Source organism: Streptomyces sp. NBC_00414 (assembly GCF_036038375.1).
Taxonomy (GTDB): Bacteria; Actinomycetota; Actinomycetes; order Streptomycetales; family Streptomycetaceae; genus Streptomyces.
The window spans coordinates 2,610,088-2,626,902 of sequence record NZ_CP107935.1 but is presented as its reverse complement, the minus strand read 5'-3'; the positions used below and the strand labels follow the sequence as shown (position 1 = coordinate 2,626,902).

At 69.9% G+C, this 16,815-nt stretch carries 17 protein-coding genes; 4 read left to right on the top strand and 13 right to left on the bottom strand.

Annotated features, from left to right (window positions below; all coding sequences use genetic code 11):
* Nucleotides 1-224: 224 nt before the first annotated feature.
* On the top strand, nt 225-1,316 hold the full coding sequence (locus OHS59_RS11230) for a CDP-alcohol phosphatidyltransferase family protein (protein ID WP_328493252.1): 1,092 nt from the start codon (nt 225-227) through the stop codon (nt 1,314-1,316).
* A 130-nt stretch (nt 1,317-1,446) separates the two neighbouring features.
* On the opposite strand, the gene OHS59_RS11225 is transcribed toward OHS59_RS11230, so the two are convergent.
* On the bottom strand, nt 1,447-3,723 hold the full coding sequence (locus OHS59_RS11225; RefSeq protein ID WP_328493251.1) for an MMPL family transporter: 2,277 nt from the start codon (nt 3,721-3,723) through the stop codon (nt 1,447-1,449).
* Between the two features lie 450 nt (nt 3,724-4,173).
* On the opposite strand from OHS59_RS11225, the gene OHS59_RS11220 reads away from it, so the two are divergent.
* From OHS59_RS11220 to OHS59_RS11210, 3 genes are read left to right on the top strand one after another with little or no spacing between them, the layout of a single operon-like run.
* Entirely contained in the window at nt 4,174-4,725 is a 552-nt protein-coding gene (locus tag OHS59_RS11220; RefSeq protein ID WP_328493250.1) for a DUF1697 domain-containing protein, read from the top strand.
* A complete protein-coding gene (locus tag OHS59_RS11215; protein WP_328493249.1) occupies nt 4,718-5,149 on the top strand; it encodes a nuclear transport factor 2 family protein in 432 nt (143 codons plus the stop codon). The genes OHS59_RS11220 and OHS59_RS11215 overlap by 8 nt, the downstream gene beginning before the upstream one ends.
* Nucleotides 5,150-5,183: 34 nt before the next feature.
* Nucleotides 5,184-6,203 (top strand): ketopantoate reductase family protein, encoded by a 1,020-nt coding sequence (locus tag OHS59_RS11210; protein WP_328493248.1) that lies wholly within the window; start codon nt 5,184-5,186, stop codon nt 6,201-6,203.
* Between the two features lie 206 nt (nt 6,204-6,409).
* On the opposite strand, the gene OHS59_RS11205 is transcribed toward OHS59_RS11210, so the two are convergent.
* The 12 genes from OHS59_RS11205 to OHS59_RS11155 form a co-directional block, all read right to left on the bottom strand.
* Nucleotides 6,410-7,150 (bottom strand): sirohydrochlorin chelatase, encoded by a 741-nt coding sequence (locus tag OHS59_RS11205; RefSeq protein ID WP_328493247.1) that lies wholly within the window; start codon nt 7,148-7,150, stop codon nt 6,410-6,412.
* A gap of 16 nt (nt 7,151-7,166) precedes the next feature.
* Nucleotides 7,167-8,084, bottom strand: a complete 918-nt coding sequence (locus OHS59_RS11200) for an ABC transporter permease (protein ID WP_328493246.1) — start codon at nt 8,082-8,084, stop codon at nt 7,167-7,169.
* Complete coding sequence (locus OHS59_RS11195; RefSeq protein ID WP_328493245.1) at nt 8,071-8,859, bottom strand: ABC transporter ATP-binding protein; 789 nt, start codon at nt 8,857-8,859, stop codon at nt 8,071-8,073. The genes OHS59_RS11200 and OHS59_RS11195 overlap by 14 nt, the downstream gene beginning before the upstream one ends.
* 55 nt (nt 8,860-8,914) lie before the next feature.
* Nucleotides 8,915-10,018: an aliphatic sulfonate ABC transporter substrate-binding protein gene (locus tag OHS59_RS11190; protein WP_328493244.1), complete on the bottom strand. Its 1,104-nt coding sequence runs from the start codon at nt 10,016-10,018 to the stop codon at nt 8,915-8,917.
* A gap of 234 nt (nt 10,019-10,252) precedes the next feature.
* On the bottom strand, nt 10,253-11,617 hold the full coding sequence (locus tag OHS59_RS11185) for a sulfate adenylyltransferase subunit 1 (protein WP_328493243.1): 1,365 nt from the start codon (nt 11,615-11,617) through the stop codon (nt 10,253-10,255).
* Nucleotides 11,618-11,619: 2 nt separating this feature from the next.
* The gene (cysD, locus tag OHS59_RS11180; protein WP_328493242.1) at nt 11,620-12,558 is read right to left on the bottom strand and encodes a sulfate adenylyltransferase subunit CysD; all 939 of its coding nucleotides are present in this window, start codon (nt 12,556-12,558) and stop codon (nt 11,620-11,622) included.
* Nucleotides 12,555-13,106 carry an adenylyl-sulfate kinase gene (cysC, locus tag OHS59_RS11175; RefSeq protein WP_328499166.1) on the bottom strand — a complete coding sequence of 184 codons (552 nt, stop codon included), beginning with the start codon at nt 13,104-13,106 and terminating at the stop codon, nt 12,555-12,557. The genes cysD and cysC overlap by 4 nt, the downstream gene beginning before the upstream one ends.
* Before the next feature lie 79 nt (nt 13,107-13,185).
* Nucleotides 13,186-13,953, bottom strand: coding sequence for a phosphoadenylyl-sulfate reductase (locus OHS59_RS11170; RefSeq protein ID WP_328493241.1), 768 nt, complete (start codon nt 13,951-13,953; stop codon nt 13,186-13,188).
* On the bottom strand, nt 13,950-14,129 hold the full coding sequence (locus OHS59_RS11165; RefSeq protein WP_107016475.1) for a hypothetical protein: 180 nt from the start codon (nt 14,127-14,129) through the stop codon (nt 13,950-13,952). The genes OHS59_RS11170 and OHS59_RS11165 overlap by 4 nt, the downstream gene beginning before the upstream one ends.
* Nucleotides 14,126-15,823 (bottom strand): nitrite/sulfite reductase, encoded by a 1,698-nt coding sequence (locus tag OHS59_RS11160; RefSeq protein WP_328493240.1) that lies wholly within the window; start codon nt 15,821-15,823, stop codon nt 14,126-14,128. The genes OHS59_RS11165 and OHS59_RS11160 overlap by 4 nt, the downstream gene beginning before the upstream one ends.
* Nucleotides 15,824-15,970: 147 nt before the next feature.
* Nucleotides 15,971-16,054, bottom strand: coding sequence for a putative leader peptide (locus OHS59_RS44535; RefSeq protein WP_349817346.1), 84 nt, complete (start codon nt 16,052-16,054; stop codon nt 15,971-15,973).
* A 127-nt stretch (nt 16,055-16,181) separates the two neighbouring features.
* Nucleotides 16,182-16,751 carry a GNAT family N-acetyltransferase gene (locus tag OHS59_RS11155; RefSeq protein WP_328493239.1) on the bottom strand — a complete coding sequence of 190 codons (570 nt, stop codon included), beginning with the start codon at nt 16,749-16,751 and terminating at the stop codon, nt 16,182-16,184.
* Nucleotides 16,752-16,815 lie beyond the last annotated feature (64 nt).

The window sequence follows — 16,815 nt, the reverse complement described above, 5'->3', positions numbered from 1 at the left end:
GTCACGGTTCCATGGAATTGGTGAAGCCATGGCGCACTTTGTATAACGGGAAGGTCATTAGGTAACGCTCAGGTAACGCAGGGTCCTTGCTGTCGGGTCATGGATCCGGTTGCTGAGTTCGACCCCTGACCCCCGCAGAAGGTTGCACGGGCATCTTCTTGTTCTTTTCCCGAACAGGTTCTTAGCGTGAGGTGAACTCGATACGAACTTTGGGAAGTTGACCTATGCGCCGTGACATACCGCCCCTCGCAGAGGTGCGCCGCATCACCGAGAAGAAGCGGGACGCGTGGTGGACCGTGCTGCTCGTCGACCCGGTCGCCACCCCGCTGGTGCGGTTGACCGCGAAGTACACGAGGATCACACCGAACCAGATCACCTGGGGCGCGTTCCTGCTCGGCCTGGTCTCCGCGGCGTTCTTCGCGTTCGGTGACTGGCGGTGGCTGATCGCCGGCGCGTTCGTCTACCACCTGAGTTTCATCCTCGACTGCATGGACGGGAAGGTCGCCCGCCTCACCGGCCAGGGGTCGGTCTTCGGCGCCTGGCTGGACTTCGTCTTCGACCGCATCCGGGTGGCGGTGTGCGGGGTCGCGCTGATGGCGGGGCAGTACGACCGCACCGGCGAGACGATCTACATCTGGCTGGCCGCCGCCGTCGTCTTCCTCGACACGCTGCGCTACATCAACGGCCTGGAGATCTTCAAGATCCGCCACACCATGCGCAAGCAGATCAAGGCGCGGGTGCGGGAGGCCCGGCGTGCGGAGAACTCCGCCGAGCTCGCCTTCATGGAAGACCTGCTGCGCAACAACCCCGAGGCGGACATCGAGCAGGACATCCGTCAGGCGGCGGCGACGCCCGGCTCCTTGCCCGGCACCGCGGCCGAGATCCCGCTGGAGGAGACGGGCCACCTGGACGGACCGGCCGAGGAACTGCAGCAGGACGCCGTACAGGGGCAGGAGGGCGAGCAGGGGCAGAAGCAGGCCCCGGCCCGGGTCATCGACCTGCACCAGGAGTTCCGGCACCGCTTCCCGTCGTATCTCCGCGCCCGGTCCTTCTTCCTGCGCCACCGCATCCGTACGCACCTGGTGAGCGGTATCGAGTTCCAGATGGGTGTCTTCATCCTGGGCCCGCTGTTCGACTCGGTCATCGAGGCGACCATCGTCTCCGGAGCCCTGCTCCTCGTCTTCGAGCTCGCCATCATCTACAAGCTGCTGCTCTCCACCCGTGACTTCACGCGCACGATCGACTCCTTCGAGCGCGACCGTGTGCGCGATGCCGAGCGCGACGGTGAGCGCGACGAGGTGACCACCGCGGCCTGAACTAACCGCGGACGGCAATGAACGGCGGAGTGGCCGGGGCGATCGCCCCGGCCACTCCGCCGTTCTGTCGGTGCTGAAGTCGTCAGCCGGTCAGCCGGTCGGTCAGCCGGTCGGTCGGTCGGTCGGCCGGTCAGACGTGGACCCTCTCACCCTCGACCGCCGGGGGCGACGGCGACGGCTCCTCGACCGACTCGTCGTGGCTGAGGTCCGGCAGGCGGTGCAGCCACTTCGGGAAGTACCAGTTGCGTTCGCCGAGCAGGGCCATGACCGCCGGCAGCAGCACACCGCGGATGATCGTCGCGTCGATCAGGACCGCCGCCGCGAGGCCCACACCCATCTGCTTCATGGACTGCATGGACAGCGTGCCGAAGATCGCGAAGACGGCGACCATGATGACGGCGGCGCTGGTGATGACACCGGCCGTCGTGACGACCCCGTGCTGGATGGCGTCCCGGGTCGTCAGCCCCCGCAGCCGCGCCTCACGGATCCGCGAGACCACGAACACGTGGTAGTCCATCGAGAGCCCGAAGAGGATCACGAAGAGGAACAGCGGCAGCCAGGTGATGATCGCGCCCACCCCCTCGGCGCCCACCAGCGACGCGCCCCAGCCGTGCTGGAAGACGGCGACGAGGATGCCGTACGCCGCTCCGACCGACAGGAGGTTGAGGATGATCGAGGTGACCGCGATCGTCAGCGAGCGGAAGGACAGGAGCATCAGCAGGAAGGCGAAGATCACGACGAAGGCGAAGACCGGGGCCACCGCGCTGACGAGCTGGTCGTTGAAGTCCTTCGAACCCGCCACCTGACCGGACACCGGGGCCTCGACCCCGTCGACCTTGCCGAGCGTCGCGGGACGGACCTCGTCCCGGATGATCTCCAGGCTCTTCTCGGCCTTGTCGAGGTTCGAGCCGCCCACCAGCGGTACGTACACGAAGGCGATGTTCTGCGCGTCGTGCACCTTGACGTCGACCGGGCCGCGTGAGGCACCCGAACTGACCGCCTGCTCGCGGAAGTCGGCGAGCGCGGACTTCACCTCGGCGGAGTTGATGTCGTCGGCCTTGACGACCACCTCGGCCGGGTCGGAACCACCCGGGAAGGCCGCGTTCACCCGCTCGTACGTCGCCACGATCGGCAGCGAGTCGCCGAACTCCTGGTCCAGCGTGAGGTTCTGGGTCTTCATGCCCAGCGCGGGAGCCGCGATGGCCAGCAGCGCTCCCGCCGCGACGACCAGCGAGATCGCGGGCCTGGCCAGCACCACGCGCAGCACGCTCGTCCAGAAGCGGCTGTCGTTGCCCGAACCGCCGTTGCCGGACGCGCCGTTGGTCTTGCGGCGCTTGTCCGGGTGCAGGAACGGGATGCGCCCCTTCTCGACCCGCTTGCCGAGCAGCGAGAGAACCGCGGGCAGCACTGTCACCGAGCCGACCATGGCGACCGCCACGACCATCAGCGAGGCGAGTCCCATCGCCTTGAAGGTGGCGATCCCGGTGAACAGCATGCCCGCCATCGCCACGCACACCGTGACGCCGGAGACGATGATGGCCCGGCCGCTGGTCGCCGCGGCGATCCGCAGCGCGGTCTCGGGGTCCCGGCCCGCCGCGCGTTCCTCACGCTCGCGCCGCAGATAGAACAGGCAGTAGTCGACGCCGACCGCGAGCCCGACGAGCAGCATCACGGAGCTGGAGGTGTCGTCCATCGGCTGGATGTGACTGACGATCATCATCAGACCCATCGTGGCCATGATCGCGGTGATCGCGAGCAGGACCGGCACCAGCGCCGCCACCAACGCGCCGAACGCGACCAGCAGGATGCCCAGGGCCACCGGCACGGCGGAGAACTCGGCCTGCTGGAAGTCGTCGCCGAACGCGTCGTCGAACGTCTTGTTCATGCTGGCGCCGCCGATCTCCTCGATCCGCAACGCCTCATGGTCCTTCTGGACCTCCTCGACGGCCTTCAGCACGGGCTCCACCCGCTCGCCCGCCGTGTCCGCCTCGCCGCGCATGTCGAACTGGACCAGCGCGCTGCGCCCGTCCTTCGAGATCGTCTTCGTGTCGTACGGCGAGGTCACGTCGGTCACCTTGCCGGTGCCCTCGACCGCCTTGATCACGGCGGCGACGGCGGCACGGAACTCGCTGTCCGTCGCCTTGAGCCCCGCGTCCTTGCCCTGCAGGAGCACGGTCTCCCCGGCCGGCTCGTCGATCCCCGCCTGCTCCGCGATGGCCGCGGCCCGGCCCGTCTCGCCCCCGAGCTGTTCGCTGTCCTTGAGCTCGACCGTGCCCGCCGCCGAGCCGAGCCCCATCGCCAGAACGACGAACAGCACCCAGATCCCGACGGCCGCCCAGCGGTGCCGGGCGCTCCAGCCACCGGCCCGGGCCGCTATGCCCCGTACCCGCGTGTCTCGCTTCCCCATGACGGGCTTGCCCCCTCGTCCTGGATGTCGACCCCCTGCCGACACCTTCCGTTATGAAGGTATGGCGCGGATAAGAGCCTCTCCTCGTGCTATTCGGTGAAGTCCGGCGCGTGGAAATCCTCCCCTCGGACCCCGCGACCTCAGCACTGAGGAGGATGAGAGCCCCTTACATGTAAAGGCGCTCCTCGGGGGTCGGAGCCAGGGTGTCCGGTCTGTCGCGGCGGATCCCGTTCGGTGTCGCGAAGCCTTGTCGAAGAAGTCACGGCGATGTGGAGGTGTTGAATCGAGTGCGGCGATCGGAGGGTGGATCGTGCCGACCGGTCGGTAACCTGAGGTGCCGGCACGGCCGGTACCGGGCGGCCGTCGTGCCCACCCCCACGGGGCACGACGGCCGCTTTATGGTGTGCGGACAACTGGGCGCAACGGCGGGGGACGATTGTGGGGACGGCTGTGGGGACGACGACGTACGCGGCGATGCTGCGCGGGATCAATGTGGGCGGCAGCCGGAAGGTGCCGATGGCCGAGCTGCGCACCCTCCTGGAGGGCCTCGGGCACGGCGGCGTACGTACGTATCTGCAGAGCGGGAACGCCGTCTTCTCCAGCGACCACGGCGACGAGGACTCCCTCGCCGAGGAGCTGTCGGGGGCCCTCGCCGAGCACTTCGGGTTCACGGTCGACGTACTGGTGCGCGACCACGCCTATCTACGGGCCGTCCTCGACGCCTGCCCGTTCCCGGCCGCGGAGCTGGAGGCCAAGCAGTTGCACGCCACGTACTTCTCGGCGCCGGTCGGCCCCGAACGTTTCGAGTCGGTCGACCAACAGGCTTTCCTCCCCGAGGAGTTCCGCCTCGGCGACCGTGTGCTGTACCTGTACGCCCCCGACGGCCTCGGCCGCTCCAAGCTGGCGGAGAGCCTCGCGAAACCCCGGGTGACGAAGGGTGTCGTCGCCACCACGCGCAACTGGAACACGGTCGTCAAGCTCGTGGAGCTGACCGGTGTCTGAGCGCGACACCGCTGCCGGGGTGACCTCGCGGGAGGCCGTCCAGGCGGCCGTCGAGGGCGAGTTGCGGCTCCTGGACCCGGAGGTCCGCCGTTCGCCCGAACTCGTCGGCGCGCTGCTGCACCCCGAGTTCCACGAGTTCGGCGCCTCCGGCCGGCACTGGGACCGCGCCGCGATCATCGACGCGCTGGCCGCGACGCCCACGACGACCACGACGGCCGAACCCGAGGCGGCTCCTGTGGTCACCTCCCGGATGACAGGCGTCCGCCTCGCACCGGACCTCGTCCACCTCACCTTCGACACGGAGAACGACGGCCGCCACGTGCACCGCAGTTCACTGTGGCGGAGGTCGGAGGAGCCGGCCGGGGAGGAATGGCTCATGTACTTCCACCAGGGGACGCCCTTCGACCCCGGGGCGGCCCCCTGAGGGGTGTGAACGCGGCTGTGGCAGGCTCGGACGCATGCGCTACATCATCATCGGAGCAGGGGCTGTGGGCGGGGCCATCGGCGGACGCCTCGCCGGGTCGGGACACGACGTGGTGCTCGTCGCGCGCGGCGCGCACCACGAGGCGTTGCGCGAGCGGGGACTGCGACTCGTGACGCCCGACGGGCCGAGCACCCACCGGCTGCCCACGGCCGACGGACCGGGAGCCCTGGGCGAACTGCGTGCGGACGACGTCCTCGTGCTCGCCGTCAAGACACAGGACAGCGTGGCGGCGCTGGAGGCGTGGGGGCCCGCGCCCGTGGCGGGCGGCGGTACGGCGGCCGAGCGGCTGCCGCTGTTCTGCGCGCAGAACGGGGTGGAGAGCCAGCGGCTCGCGCTGCGCCGCTTCCGCCGCGTGTACGGGGTGTGCGTGTGGCTGCCCGCCACCTTCGTCGAGCCGGGAGTGGTGTCGGCGGCCGGTGCGCCCCTCACCGGCATCCTGCACCTCGGACGCTTCCCGCACGGGACGGACGACACCGTGCGGGCCGTCGCCGCCGACCTGTCCGCCTCCCGCTTCGAGGCGCCGGTCGTGGCCGATGTGGCGCGCTGGCAGTACGCCAAGCTGCTCGCGAACCTCGCCAACGCGATCGAGGCGGTCAGCGGGGTCGTCGACAGCGAGGAGGCTGTCGCGCTGCAGGGCCGGGTACGTGCCGAGGGGGAGGCGGTGCTCGTCGCCGCGGGGATTCCGTACGCCTCGGAGGAGGAGCAGAAGGAGGCCCGGGCCGACAAGATGCGACTGGTGCCGCTCGACGGCGGGCCGGGGCGTGGTGGGGGGTCGTCGTGGCAGTCGCTGAGCCGGGGGACGGGCACGATCGAGGCGGACTATCTCAACGGGGAGATCGGCTTGCTGGGGCGGCTGCACGGGGTGTCGACCCCGCTCAACGACTTGCTGCAGCGGCTTGCGAACGGCTTCGCGCGGGAGGGGCGGGGGGCGGGGTCGATGCGGGTGGCCGAGCTGGCCAGGCTGGCCGACGAGGCGGCTGCGTCCGCGGGGTGACCTTTCCTCGCCCCCGCCGCCCCTACCCTTCCCGTACCTGCCTCGGGGGCCAGCCCCCGAACCCCCGGTCCTCAAACGACGGACGGGCTAACCACCAGCCCGTCCGGCGTTTGAGGACGAGCGCGCAGCGCGATCTCGGGGGCGAGGGGGCGGAGCCCCCATGCAGTGACGGGAAGGGTAGGGGCGGCGGGGGCGAGGAGAAGGGGTCAGGCGCCGACCGCGGTCAGACGGGGCGAGAACCGGGACTCGTCATAGCGGGCCAGCAGCAAGCTGGCCACCTCCGGTGCGGGGCCCAGCACGTCCGCCAGGACATCCGCGTCGGCCGCCCCCCGAGCGATCCGGTCGGGCAGCCGCCCGGGCGCGAGAACGTACGGCGCCACAGCCACCCGCGCACACCCCGCCGCCCGCAACGCCCGCACCACATCCTCCGTGCGAGGAAGCGACGCGGAGGCGAACGCGGGCCGCACGGCGCACCAGCCGGCCCGCCGCCACTCCCGCGCGATTTCTGCGATCACCGCGATCGCCTCCGGGTCCCTGGACCCCGCCGAGGCCAGTACGACCCCGGTCGAGGACTTGTCGGCGGGCGACAACCCCGCCTCGTACAGCCGCCGTTCGAGCGCGGTCGTCAGCAGCGGTGACGGGCCGAGCACCTCGGCCTGCCGGATCCGCAGCCGGGCCGGTGCCTGGCTCAGCACCGCCGGGATGTCCGCCTTCGCGTGGAAGGCGCGGTTCAGGAGGAGGGGGAGGGCCACGACGTCGCGTACACCCTCCGCCGCCAGCGACTCCAGGACGCCCGGGACGGAGGGGACGTTGAACTCCAGGAAGCCGGTCTCCACGCGCACCCCGGGCCGCCGCGCCCGCACCTGGCGTACCAGGGCGTGCACGGTCGCGGCATGACGCGGGTCGCGGCTGCCGTGGGCGATGACGAGGAGTACCGGATCCGGCATGGAATTCGCCTTTCCCTCAGCTCTTCACCAGGAGACCGCGGCTGCGCAGCACCCACCGCTCCAGCGGGCTGAAGATCAGCAGGTCGATGGCGATACCGACGATCAGGATGAGGAGGATGGCGAGGAACACCATGGGCATGCTGTTGGCCGTACGGCCGTTCTCCAGCAGCTGGCCGAGGCCGACGCCCAGGTCGGGCGAGGACGCGATGATCTCGGCGGCCATCAGCGAGCGCCAGGAGAACGCCCAGCCCTGCTTGAGCCCCGCGAGATAACCGGGCAGCGCGGCCGGGATCACGATGTGCCAGGTGCCGCGCAGGCCCGTCGCGCCCATCGTGCGGCCCGCCCGCAGGAACAGCGGCGGCACCTGGTCGACGCCGGAGACGAGCCCGTTGGCGATCGAGGGGACCGCGCCGAGCAGGATCACCGCGTACATCATCGAGTCGTTGAGCCCGAGCCACAGCACGGCCGGCGGCACCCACGCCACCGACGGCAACGACTGGAGTCCGGACAGGATCGGGCCGATCGCCGCGCGCACGAACTTCACCCGCGCGACCAGCAGCCCCAGCGGGGTGCCGATCACGAGGGCCATCAGGAAGCCGAGCAGACCGCGCGAGACGCTCGTCCAGATGTATTCGAGGAGCGTGCCCTCCAGCCAGGCCTCCTGGACCTCGTCCCAGACCGCGGACGGCGCCGGCAGTTTGTAGCTGTCGGTGACCTCCGCCCACACCAGGACCTGCCAGACGACCAGCACCAGGGCCACGGCGACGATCGGGGGAAAGATCTTCTCCACGAAGGTCCTGCGGAACGGGGTCCGCTTCGTCTGGACGGTGTCCAGCGCGTCGAGGCCCGCTTCGAGCCCGGCGAGATCGCTCCCGCCGTCCTTCGCGGCGGGAGCGTCACCGTCCTTGACGGTGCTCGTCTCAGTGCTGGCCATGGCGGCGGATCTCCCCACGCAGTTGTTCGGTGATCTCGACGGACAGTTCCGCCACGGCGGAGTCCTCGATGCGGCGCGGCTGCGGAATGTCGACCGTCCACTCCCGCGCGATGCGCCCCGGGCGCGAGGACAGCAGCACGACGCGCTCGGCGAGCCGTACCGCCTCGCGCACGTTGTGCGTCACGAACAGCACCGACACGTTCGTCTCGCGCCAGATACGGGTCAGTTCGTCGTGCAGCACGTCCCGCGTGATGGCGTCGAGGGCCGCGAACGGCTCGTCCATCAGCAGCAGTTGACTGTCCTGGGCGAGCGCGCGGGCCAGCGCGACCCGCTGCCGCATACCGCCGGACAGCTCGTGCACCCGCTTGCCGTACGCGCCTTCGAGGCGGACGAGCGCCAGGAGCTCCTCCGCCCTGGTGCGGCGGTCGGCCTTGGGGACGCCCCGCAGTTTCAGGGCGAGTTCGATGTTCTTGCCCGCGGTCAGCCACGGGAAGAGGGCGTGTTCCTGGAACATCAGGGCCGGCCGGCCGTCGGTGCTGATGCCGCCCGCGGACGGCTTGTCGAGCCCGGCGACCAGGTTCAGCAGCGTCGACTTGCCACACCCGGAGGCTCCCAGGAGGGTGACGAACTCACCGGGTGCGACATCGAGCGTGATGTCGTCCAGGACGAGCTGCTGCCCGGCGGGGCCGGCGAAGGACTTCGAGACGTGCTCGATCCGGGCGGCGTACTCCACCGACGTGCCGGCGTCGGCGGTCTTGGCGAGGGCGGTTGCCATGGTCGTCACCTCCTGGGAACTCATGGGTGTGGGCCTGACTCTCGGCTGTCCGGGCTTACTTGACGCCGAGACCGGCGTCGTCGACCGCGCTCGCGCCCTCGGCCTTGAGGACCTTGTTCAGCGGGGCGAGGTCGTAGATGCCGTCGAGCTTCGGCTTCTCCAGCAGACCGGCCTTCACCGCGTGCTCCGCCTCGGTGTTGAGGGTCGAGGCCAGCGGGTCGTCGGTGAACTGGATCGACTTCCACGCCGGGTCGATGACGTCGGCGGGCAGTTCCTTGCCGGACAGCGCCTTGAGCTTGGTGTTGGCGGCGGCCTTGGCCTCGTCCGGGTTGGCGTTGATCCACTTGTTGGTCTTCACCGAGCCGCGCAGCACGGCCTCGACGACGTCCGGGTGCTCCTTGAGGAACTTCTGCGACACGATGATGTTCGTGATCACGAACTTCTTGTCCGGCCACAGGTCGGCCTCGTCGAGCAGCACCTTGCCGCCCTCGGCGACCAGCTTCGACGCGGTCGGCTCAGGCACCCACGCGCCGTCGATGGAGCCCGACTTGTAGGCGTCAGGGGTGATCTTGTTGTCCGTGCGGACCACGGAGACGTCGCCCTTGCCGCTCTGGGCGTTCACCTTCCAGCCCTGCTCGGCGATCCAGTTGAGGAACGCCACGTCCTGCGTGTTGCCCAGCTGCGGGGTCGCGATCTTCTTGCCCTTGACGTCCTTCAGGGACTTGATCTTCTTGGGGTTCACCACCAGCTTCACCCCGCCGGACGCGGAGCCGCCGATGATCCGCAGACCCTTGCCGTCGGTCGTGCTGTAGCCGTTGATGGCGGGGGAGGGGCCGATCCAGCCGATGTCGATCGAACCGGAGTTGAGCGCCTCGATCTCGGACGGGCCGGCGTTGAACTGGGAGTACGAGGCCTTCGTGCCCCCGAGCTCCTTCTGCAGCAGCCCCTCCTGGTCACCCACGAGAGCGGTGGCGTGCGTCAGGTTCGGGAAGTAGCCGATCCGGACGGTGTCGGCGGAGAGCTTCTTGCCCTCGGCGGCGACCTTCGAGGTGTCCTCGTCCTTGTCGGAGCCGTAGCCGCAGGCGGCGAGGGTGAGGAGGGGAAGAGCGGCGGCCACGGCTATGCCGCGGCGAAGCAGTGTGGAGCCCTTGGCAGGCACGGGAGGGTTTCCTCTCGTTGGCCCGGCGGTCACGGTTCTTCAGGTCGTGGCCGGGAGGTCGGCAGGTCTTCGTCGTATCCGCGACGGCGGGCGGGGGGACGGGGCGCGCAGGCAGTGCGCGTACGTCAGCACGCACATCGCGCGACTCCGCCCTGCCCGCTGCCGAGGGCGCCGCTGCCGACGCGGCCGCCCTCCTTCGCGAACGTGGAGTAGAAGTCCCTGGTGGCCGTCATGTCAGAAGTCCCACCCGTCCTCGTCCGCCTCGGACCTGACCGGCTCCGGGGAGGCGAAGGACTCGCCGACCATGCCCGCGGTGAGCGTGGTGCCGTCGGAGGGGTCGATCAGGATGAACGAGCCGGTGCGCCGGGAGTCGGCGTACGAGTCCACCGGCAGCGGCTCGGCGGTACGGATCTTCACGCGGCCGATGTCGTTGGCGACCAGGTGGCCCGGGTGCGGGTGCAGGGACAGGTCGTCGAGGGTGAGCCGCGACGGGATGTCCTTGACGATCGCCTTGACCGTGCGGGTGCCGTGCTTGAGCAGCACGCGGTGGCCGATGGTCAGCGGCGCGTCGGCGACATGGCAGACCGTCGCCTCGATGTCCTGCGTGGTCGCGGGCGCGTCCTTGGTCGGCACGATCAGGTCGCCGCGCGAGATGTCGACGTCGTCCTCCAGGAGGACCGTCACCGACTGCGTCGTCCAGGCCAGGTCGACCTGCTCGCCCAGCAGGTCGATGGAGGCGATCCGCGAGGTGCGTCCGGAGGGCAGCACGGTGATCTGCTCGCCGACCCGGAAGGCCCCGGCCGCGATCTGACCGGCGTACCCGCGGTAGTCCGGGTGCTCGGCGGTCTGCGGGCGGATCACGTACTGCACGGGCAGCCGCGCGTGGCAGGTCGCGAGGTCGTGGCTGACCGGCAGGTTCTCCAGGTGTTCCAGGAAGGTGGGCCCGCCGTACCAGTCCATGTTCGCGGACGGGTCCACCACGTTGTCCCCGGCGAGCGCGGAGATGGGGATCGCGGTGATCTCGGGAACGCCCAGTTCGGACGCGTACGCCGTGAACTCCTCGGCGATCGCGGCGAACACGGGCTCCTGGTAGTCGACGAGGTCCATCTTGTTGACGGCGAGCACGACGTGCGGGACGCGCAGCAGGGCGGCGATGGCGGCGTGCCGGCGGGTCTGTTCGACGACGCCGTTGCGGGCGTCGACGAGGACCACCGTCAGCTCGGCGGTGGACGCCCCCGTCACCATGTTGCGGGTGTACTGCACATGCCCCGGGGTGTCGGCGAGGATGAACCGCCTCTTCGCCGTGGCGAAGTACCGGTAGGCGACGTCGATGGTGATGCCCTGTTCGCGTTCGGCGCGCAGGCCGTCGGTGAGGAGGGCGAGGTCGGGGGTGTCCTGGCCGCGGTTGCGCGAGGCGTGCTCGACGGCTTCGAGCTGGTCGGTGAGGACCGACTTGGAGTCGTGGAGCAGGCGGCCGACGAGGGTGGACTTGCCGTCGTCGACGGAACCCGCGGTCGCGAACCGGAGCAGGGTCGTCCCGGACAACTGCTCGACCGACAGCGGCTCGACGGGCTCGGTGGGCTCGATGGTGCTGGTCATGGCTAGAAGTACCCCTCGCGCTTGCGGTCTTCCATCGCGGCCTCGGACATCTTGTCGTCGGCGCGGGTGGCGCCCCGCTCGGTGAGCCGGGAGGCGGCGATCTCGGTGATCACGGCGTCCAGGGTGGTGGCGTCGGAGTCGACGGCGCCGGTGCAGGACATGTCGCCGACGGTCCGGTAGCGCACGAGGCGCGTCTCCACGGTCTCGCCGTCCTTGGGGCCGCCCCATTCGCCCGCGGTCAGCCACATGCCGGCCCGCTGGAAGACGTCGCGTTCGTGGGCGAAGTAGATCTCGGGCAGTTCGATGCCCTCGCGGGCGATGTACTGCCACACGTCCAGCTCGGTCCAGTTGGACAGCGGGAAGACGCGGACGTGTTCGCCGGCGGCGTGGCGTCCGTTGTAGAGGTTCCACAGTTCGGGGCGCTGGCGGCGGGGGTCCCACTGGGAGAACTCGTCGCGCAGGGAGAAGACGCGTTCCTTGGCGCGGGCCTTCTCCTCGTCGCGGCGTCCGCCGCCGAAGACCGCGTCGAAGCGCTCGGCCTGGATCTTCTCGGTCAGCGGCAGGGTCTGCAGCGGATTGCGGGTGCCGTCCGGGCGCTCCTTGAGCGTGCCGCGGTCGATGTAGTCCTGTACGGAGGCCACGTGCAGCCGCAGGCCGTGCTTCTTGACCGTGCGGTCGCGGTATTCGAGGACCTCGGGGAAGTTGTGTCCCGTGTCCACATGCAGCAGTGAGAACGGCACCGCGGCGGGCGCGAAGGCCTTCAGTGCCAGGTGGAGCATGACGATGGAGTCCTTGCCGCCGGAGAAGAGGACCACCGGCCGTTCGAACTCGCCCGCCACCTCGCGGAAGATGTGCACCGCCTCGGACTCCAGGGCGTCCAGGTGGCTCAAGGCGTACGGGCTGTCTGTCTCCTCCTCGGAGACGCCGGCGACGGTCGTCATGCGAGACCCCTCTCGGCGAGCAGTGCGTGGAGCGCTGCCGCGGACTCCTGCACGGACTGGGTGTGCGACTCGATGCGCAGATCGGGCGACTCGGGCGCCTCGTACGGGTCGTCGACCCCGGTGAGCCCGGAGATCTCGCCCGCCGCCTGCTTGGCGTACAGGCCCTTCACGTCCCGCTCGCTGCACACCTCGACCGGCGTCGCGACATGCACCTCCAGGTACGCGGCACCGCTCGCCTGATGGCGCTTGCGCACCGCCTCGCGGCTGTCGGCGTACGGGGCGATGACCGGCACCAGCGTCTTGACGCCGTTGCGGGCCAGCAGGTCGGCGAGGAAGCCGATGCGCTGAACGTTCGTGTGCCGGTCCTCGCGGCTGAAGCCGAGGCCCGCCGTCAGGAACGTACGGATCTCGTCGCCGTCGAGCACCTCGACGCGGTGGCCCTCCTCGCGCAGCCGTCCGGCCAGTTCGTACGCGATGGTGGTCTTGCCGGCGCTTGGCAGACCCGTGAGCCAGATGGTGGCTCCGGTCACTTGGTTCTCCTGGTTCATCGAAGTCGTCGAGCCGGCCGCGGACGCCGTGGCGGGCACGGCCGTCGCGGTCGTCGGGTGCGTCGAGGTCTCGGTCATGTCAGCCGTGCAGCCCGCACTCGGTCTTCGAGCTGCCCGACCAGCGGCCGGCGCGCGCGTCCTCGCCCTCCAGCACCCGGCGGGTGCAGGGGGCGCAGCCCACGGAGGGGTAGCCGTCCATGAGCAGCGGGTTGGTGAGGACACCGTGTTCGCTCACGTACGCGTCCACGTCGTCCTGGGTCCAGCGGGCGATCGGCGAGATCTTGACCTTGCGGCGCTTCTCGTCCCAGCCGACGACGGGCGTGTTGGCCCGGGTGGGGGACTCGTCGCGGCGCAGGCCGGTGGCCCAGGCGCGGTACTTCGTCAGCCCCTGCTCAAGCGGCGCGACCTTCCGCAGCGCGCAGCACAGGTCGGGGTCGCGGTCGTGCAGCTTCGGCCCGTACTCGGCGTCCTGCTCGGCCACGGTCTGCCGCGGGGTGAGCGTGATGACGTTGACGTCCATCACGGCCTCGACCGCGTCCCGGGTGCCGATGGTCTCGGGGAAGTGGTAGCCCGTGTCGAGGAACACGACGTCCACGCCGGGGTTCGCGCGCGACGCGAGGTGGGCGACCACCGCGTCCTCCATCGAGGAGGTCACGCAGAACTGCTTGCCGAAGGTCCGCACGGCCCACTGGAGGATCTCCAGCGCGGAGGCGTCCTCCAGGTCGCGGCCGGCCTGTTCGGCGAGCGCCCTGAGCTCGGCGTCCCGCTCGGTGTCCGTCTGTGTGTCGATCTCGTTCGGTGCGTCGGTCTCGGTCGGTGTGCCGGTATCGGTCTGAACGGTCGTCATATCTCGTCCCCTCCACCGTCGTTGCGCTGAAGTCCACGGGTCAGCAACCCGAGGAACTTCAACTGGAAGGCTCGATTGCACGCTCCGCATTCCCAGGCGCCGTGACCCTGCTCGCTCGGACGCAGGTCCTCGTCGCCGCAGTAGGGGCAGTAGAAGGGCGCCGCGCGCTCGCTCATGACAGCGCCTCCTCGGAGGCGCGGGTGGCCCAGGTCGCGAAGCGCTCGCCGTCCTCGCGCTCCTCCTCGAAGCGCTTGAGGACCCGCTCGACGTAGTCGGGCAGTTCCTCCGCGGTGACCTTCAGGCCACGGACCTTGCGGCCGAAGCCGGCTTCGAGTCCGAGCGCCCCGCCCAGGTGCACCTGGTAACCCTCGACCTGGTCGCCCTTGTCGTCGAGCATCAACTGGCCCTTGAGACCGATGTCCGCGACCTGGATACGGGCGCAGGCGTTCGGGCAGCCGTTGATGTTGATGGTGACGGGCTCGTCGAACTCGGGCATGCGGCGTTCGAGTTCGTCGATCAGCGAGGCACCGCGGGCCTTGGTCTCGACGATCGCGAGCTTGCAGTACTCGATGCCGGTGCAGGCCATCGTGCCGCGCCGGAAGGTGGACGGCCTGACCCGCAGGTCGAGCGCCTCAAGGCCCGCCACCAGGGAGTCGATCCGGTCCTGCTCGACGTCGAGCACGATCATCTTCTGCTCGACGGTGGTCCGCAGGCGGCCGGAGCCGTGCGCCTCGGCCAGCTCGGCGATCTTCGTGAGGGTGGCGCCGTCCACGCGGCCCACGCGCGGGGCGAAGCCGACGTAGTGGCGGCCGTCCTGCTGCCGGTGCACGCCGACGTGGTCGCGCCAGCGGGCGAGCGGCTGGTCGGGGGCCGGGCCGTCGACCAGCTTGCGCTGCAGGTACTCGTCCTCCAGGACCTGGCGGAACTTCTCGACACCCCAGTCGGCGACCAGGAACTTCAGCCGGGCGCGGGTGCGCAGACGCCGGTAGCCGTAGTCGCGGAAGATCGACAGGACGCCGATGTGGACGTCGGCGACCTCGTCGAGCGGGACCCAGGCGCCGAGGCGCTGGCCGATCTTCGGGTTGGTGGAGAGGCCGCCGCCGACCCAGAGGTCGAAGCCGGGACCGTGCTCCGGGTGGTTCACGCCGACGAACGCGACGTCGTTGATCTCGTGCGCCACGTCCAGGAGCGGCGAGCCGGAGATCGCGGTCTTGAACTTGCGGGGCAAATTCGAGAAGTCCTTGTTGCCGATGACCCGGCGGTGGATCTCCTCGATGGCGGGCGTGCCGTCGATGATCTCGTCCTCGGCGATGCCGGCGACGGGCGAGCCGAGGATCACACGGGGCGTGTCACCGCAGGCCTCGGTCGTGGACAGCCCCACGGCCTCCAGGCGCTCCCAGATCTCCGGGACGTCCTCGATGCGGATCCAGTGGTACTGGACGTTCTGCCGGTCGGTGAGGTCGGCGGTCCCGCGCGCGAACTCCTGCGAGATCTCGCCGATGACCCGCAGCTGCTGGGTGGTGAGGCGTCCGCCGTCGATCCGCACCCGCAGCATGAAGTACTTGTCGTCCAGCTCCTCCGGCTCCAGGACCGCGGTCTTGCCGCCGTCGATCCCGGGCTTGCGCTGGGTGTAGAGCCCCCACCAGCGCATACGGCCGCGCAGGTCGTTGGGGTCGATCGAGTCGAAGCCACGCTTCGAGTAGACCGTCTCAATGCGTGTCCGCACGTTGAGACCGTCGTCGTCCTTCTTGAACTGCTCGTTGCCGTTGAGCGGGGTGTAGTGACCTACGGCCCACTGACCCTCACCGCGGTGACGGCTCACCTTGCGGCGGGGCGTTGCGGCAGCGGGATCCTGCGGGGTGGCGGCCATGGTTCTACGTCCTCCGGGACAGGCGGATGCGGCTCTGACCTGCGCGCATGGGTGCACACGGGCATGCGTGCGCGGCATTGCGCAAGTCGAGACAGGGGGAATGTCGGTGGTGCTGGGCCCGGGGCCGCAAGCCCCTGGTGCCGTGTGTCAGCGGACCGGACAGATGGCGCTGGACATGCGGCCGAGGTCGACGTGCCGCCGACTCACCAAGGCAATTCCAGTTCCAGACATGACGGAAGCGTGTCACGGCGATCTGGACACAGTCCAGCTTCGTCCAGGATGCGGACACCCTTGTCCCGATACATGAGACGCGGGTGGTGACAGTCACAAGATCCGGACCGGATCACATCCTGCCAGGTCAGCCGACCTGTGCCCCCGGCCAGGGTCCGGGGGTGGCCACGTCCGGCTCCTCCTCCACCTTGGTGTCGAAGAGCTTGAAGCCACGGCGCCGGTAGTTGTCCATCGCGTGCTCGCCGTCCTTGCTGCATGTATGCAACCAGACGCGCTTCGTCCGCGCCCGCCCCGGCAGGCGGTCGGCCAGGTCCCAGGCCCGCGCGACGCCGTACGAGAGGAGGTGTCCGCCGATGCGCCGGCCGCGGAAGGCAGGGATCAGGCCGAAGTAGACGATCTCCACGGCGCCGTCGTCCTGCGCCTCCAGCTGTACGTACCCGGCGGGCGTCCCGCGGTCGTACGCGACCCAGGTCTCCACGCCCGGCCGCTCCAGGTCCTCCCGCCACCGCGCGTACGTCCAGCCGAGCCGGTCCGTCCAGCGGATGTCGCCGCCGACGGAGGCGTACAGGAAGCGGCTGAACTCGGGGGAGGGCACCTCGGCGCGGACGATCCGGACGTCACCGTCGGGGGCGGCGGCGGGCAGCAGGTCGGCCGGGGAGGTCTGCTCCAGGGACCAGGTGGTCACAGCGATGCTCATGCGGGTCAGCGAACCACGGAGGCGGGCTCTCCTCCAAAGCGGGACCGCCTCCGCGGAACACCGG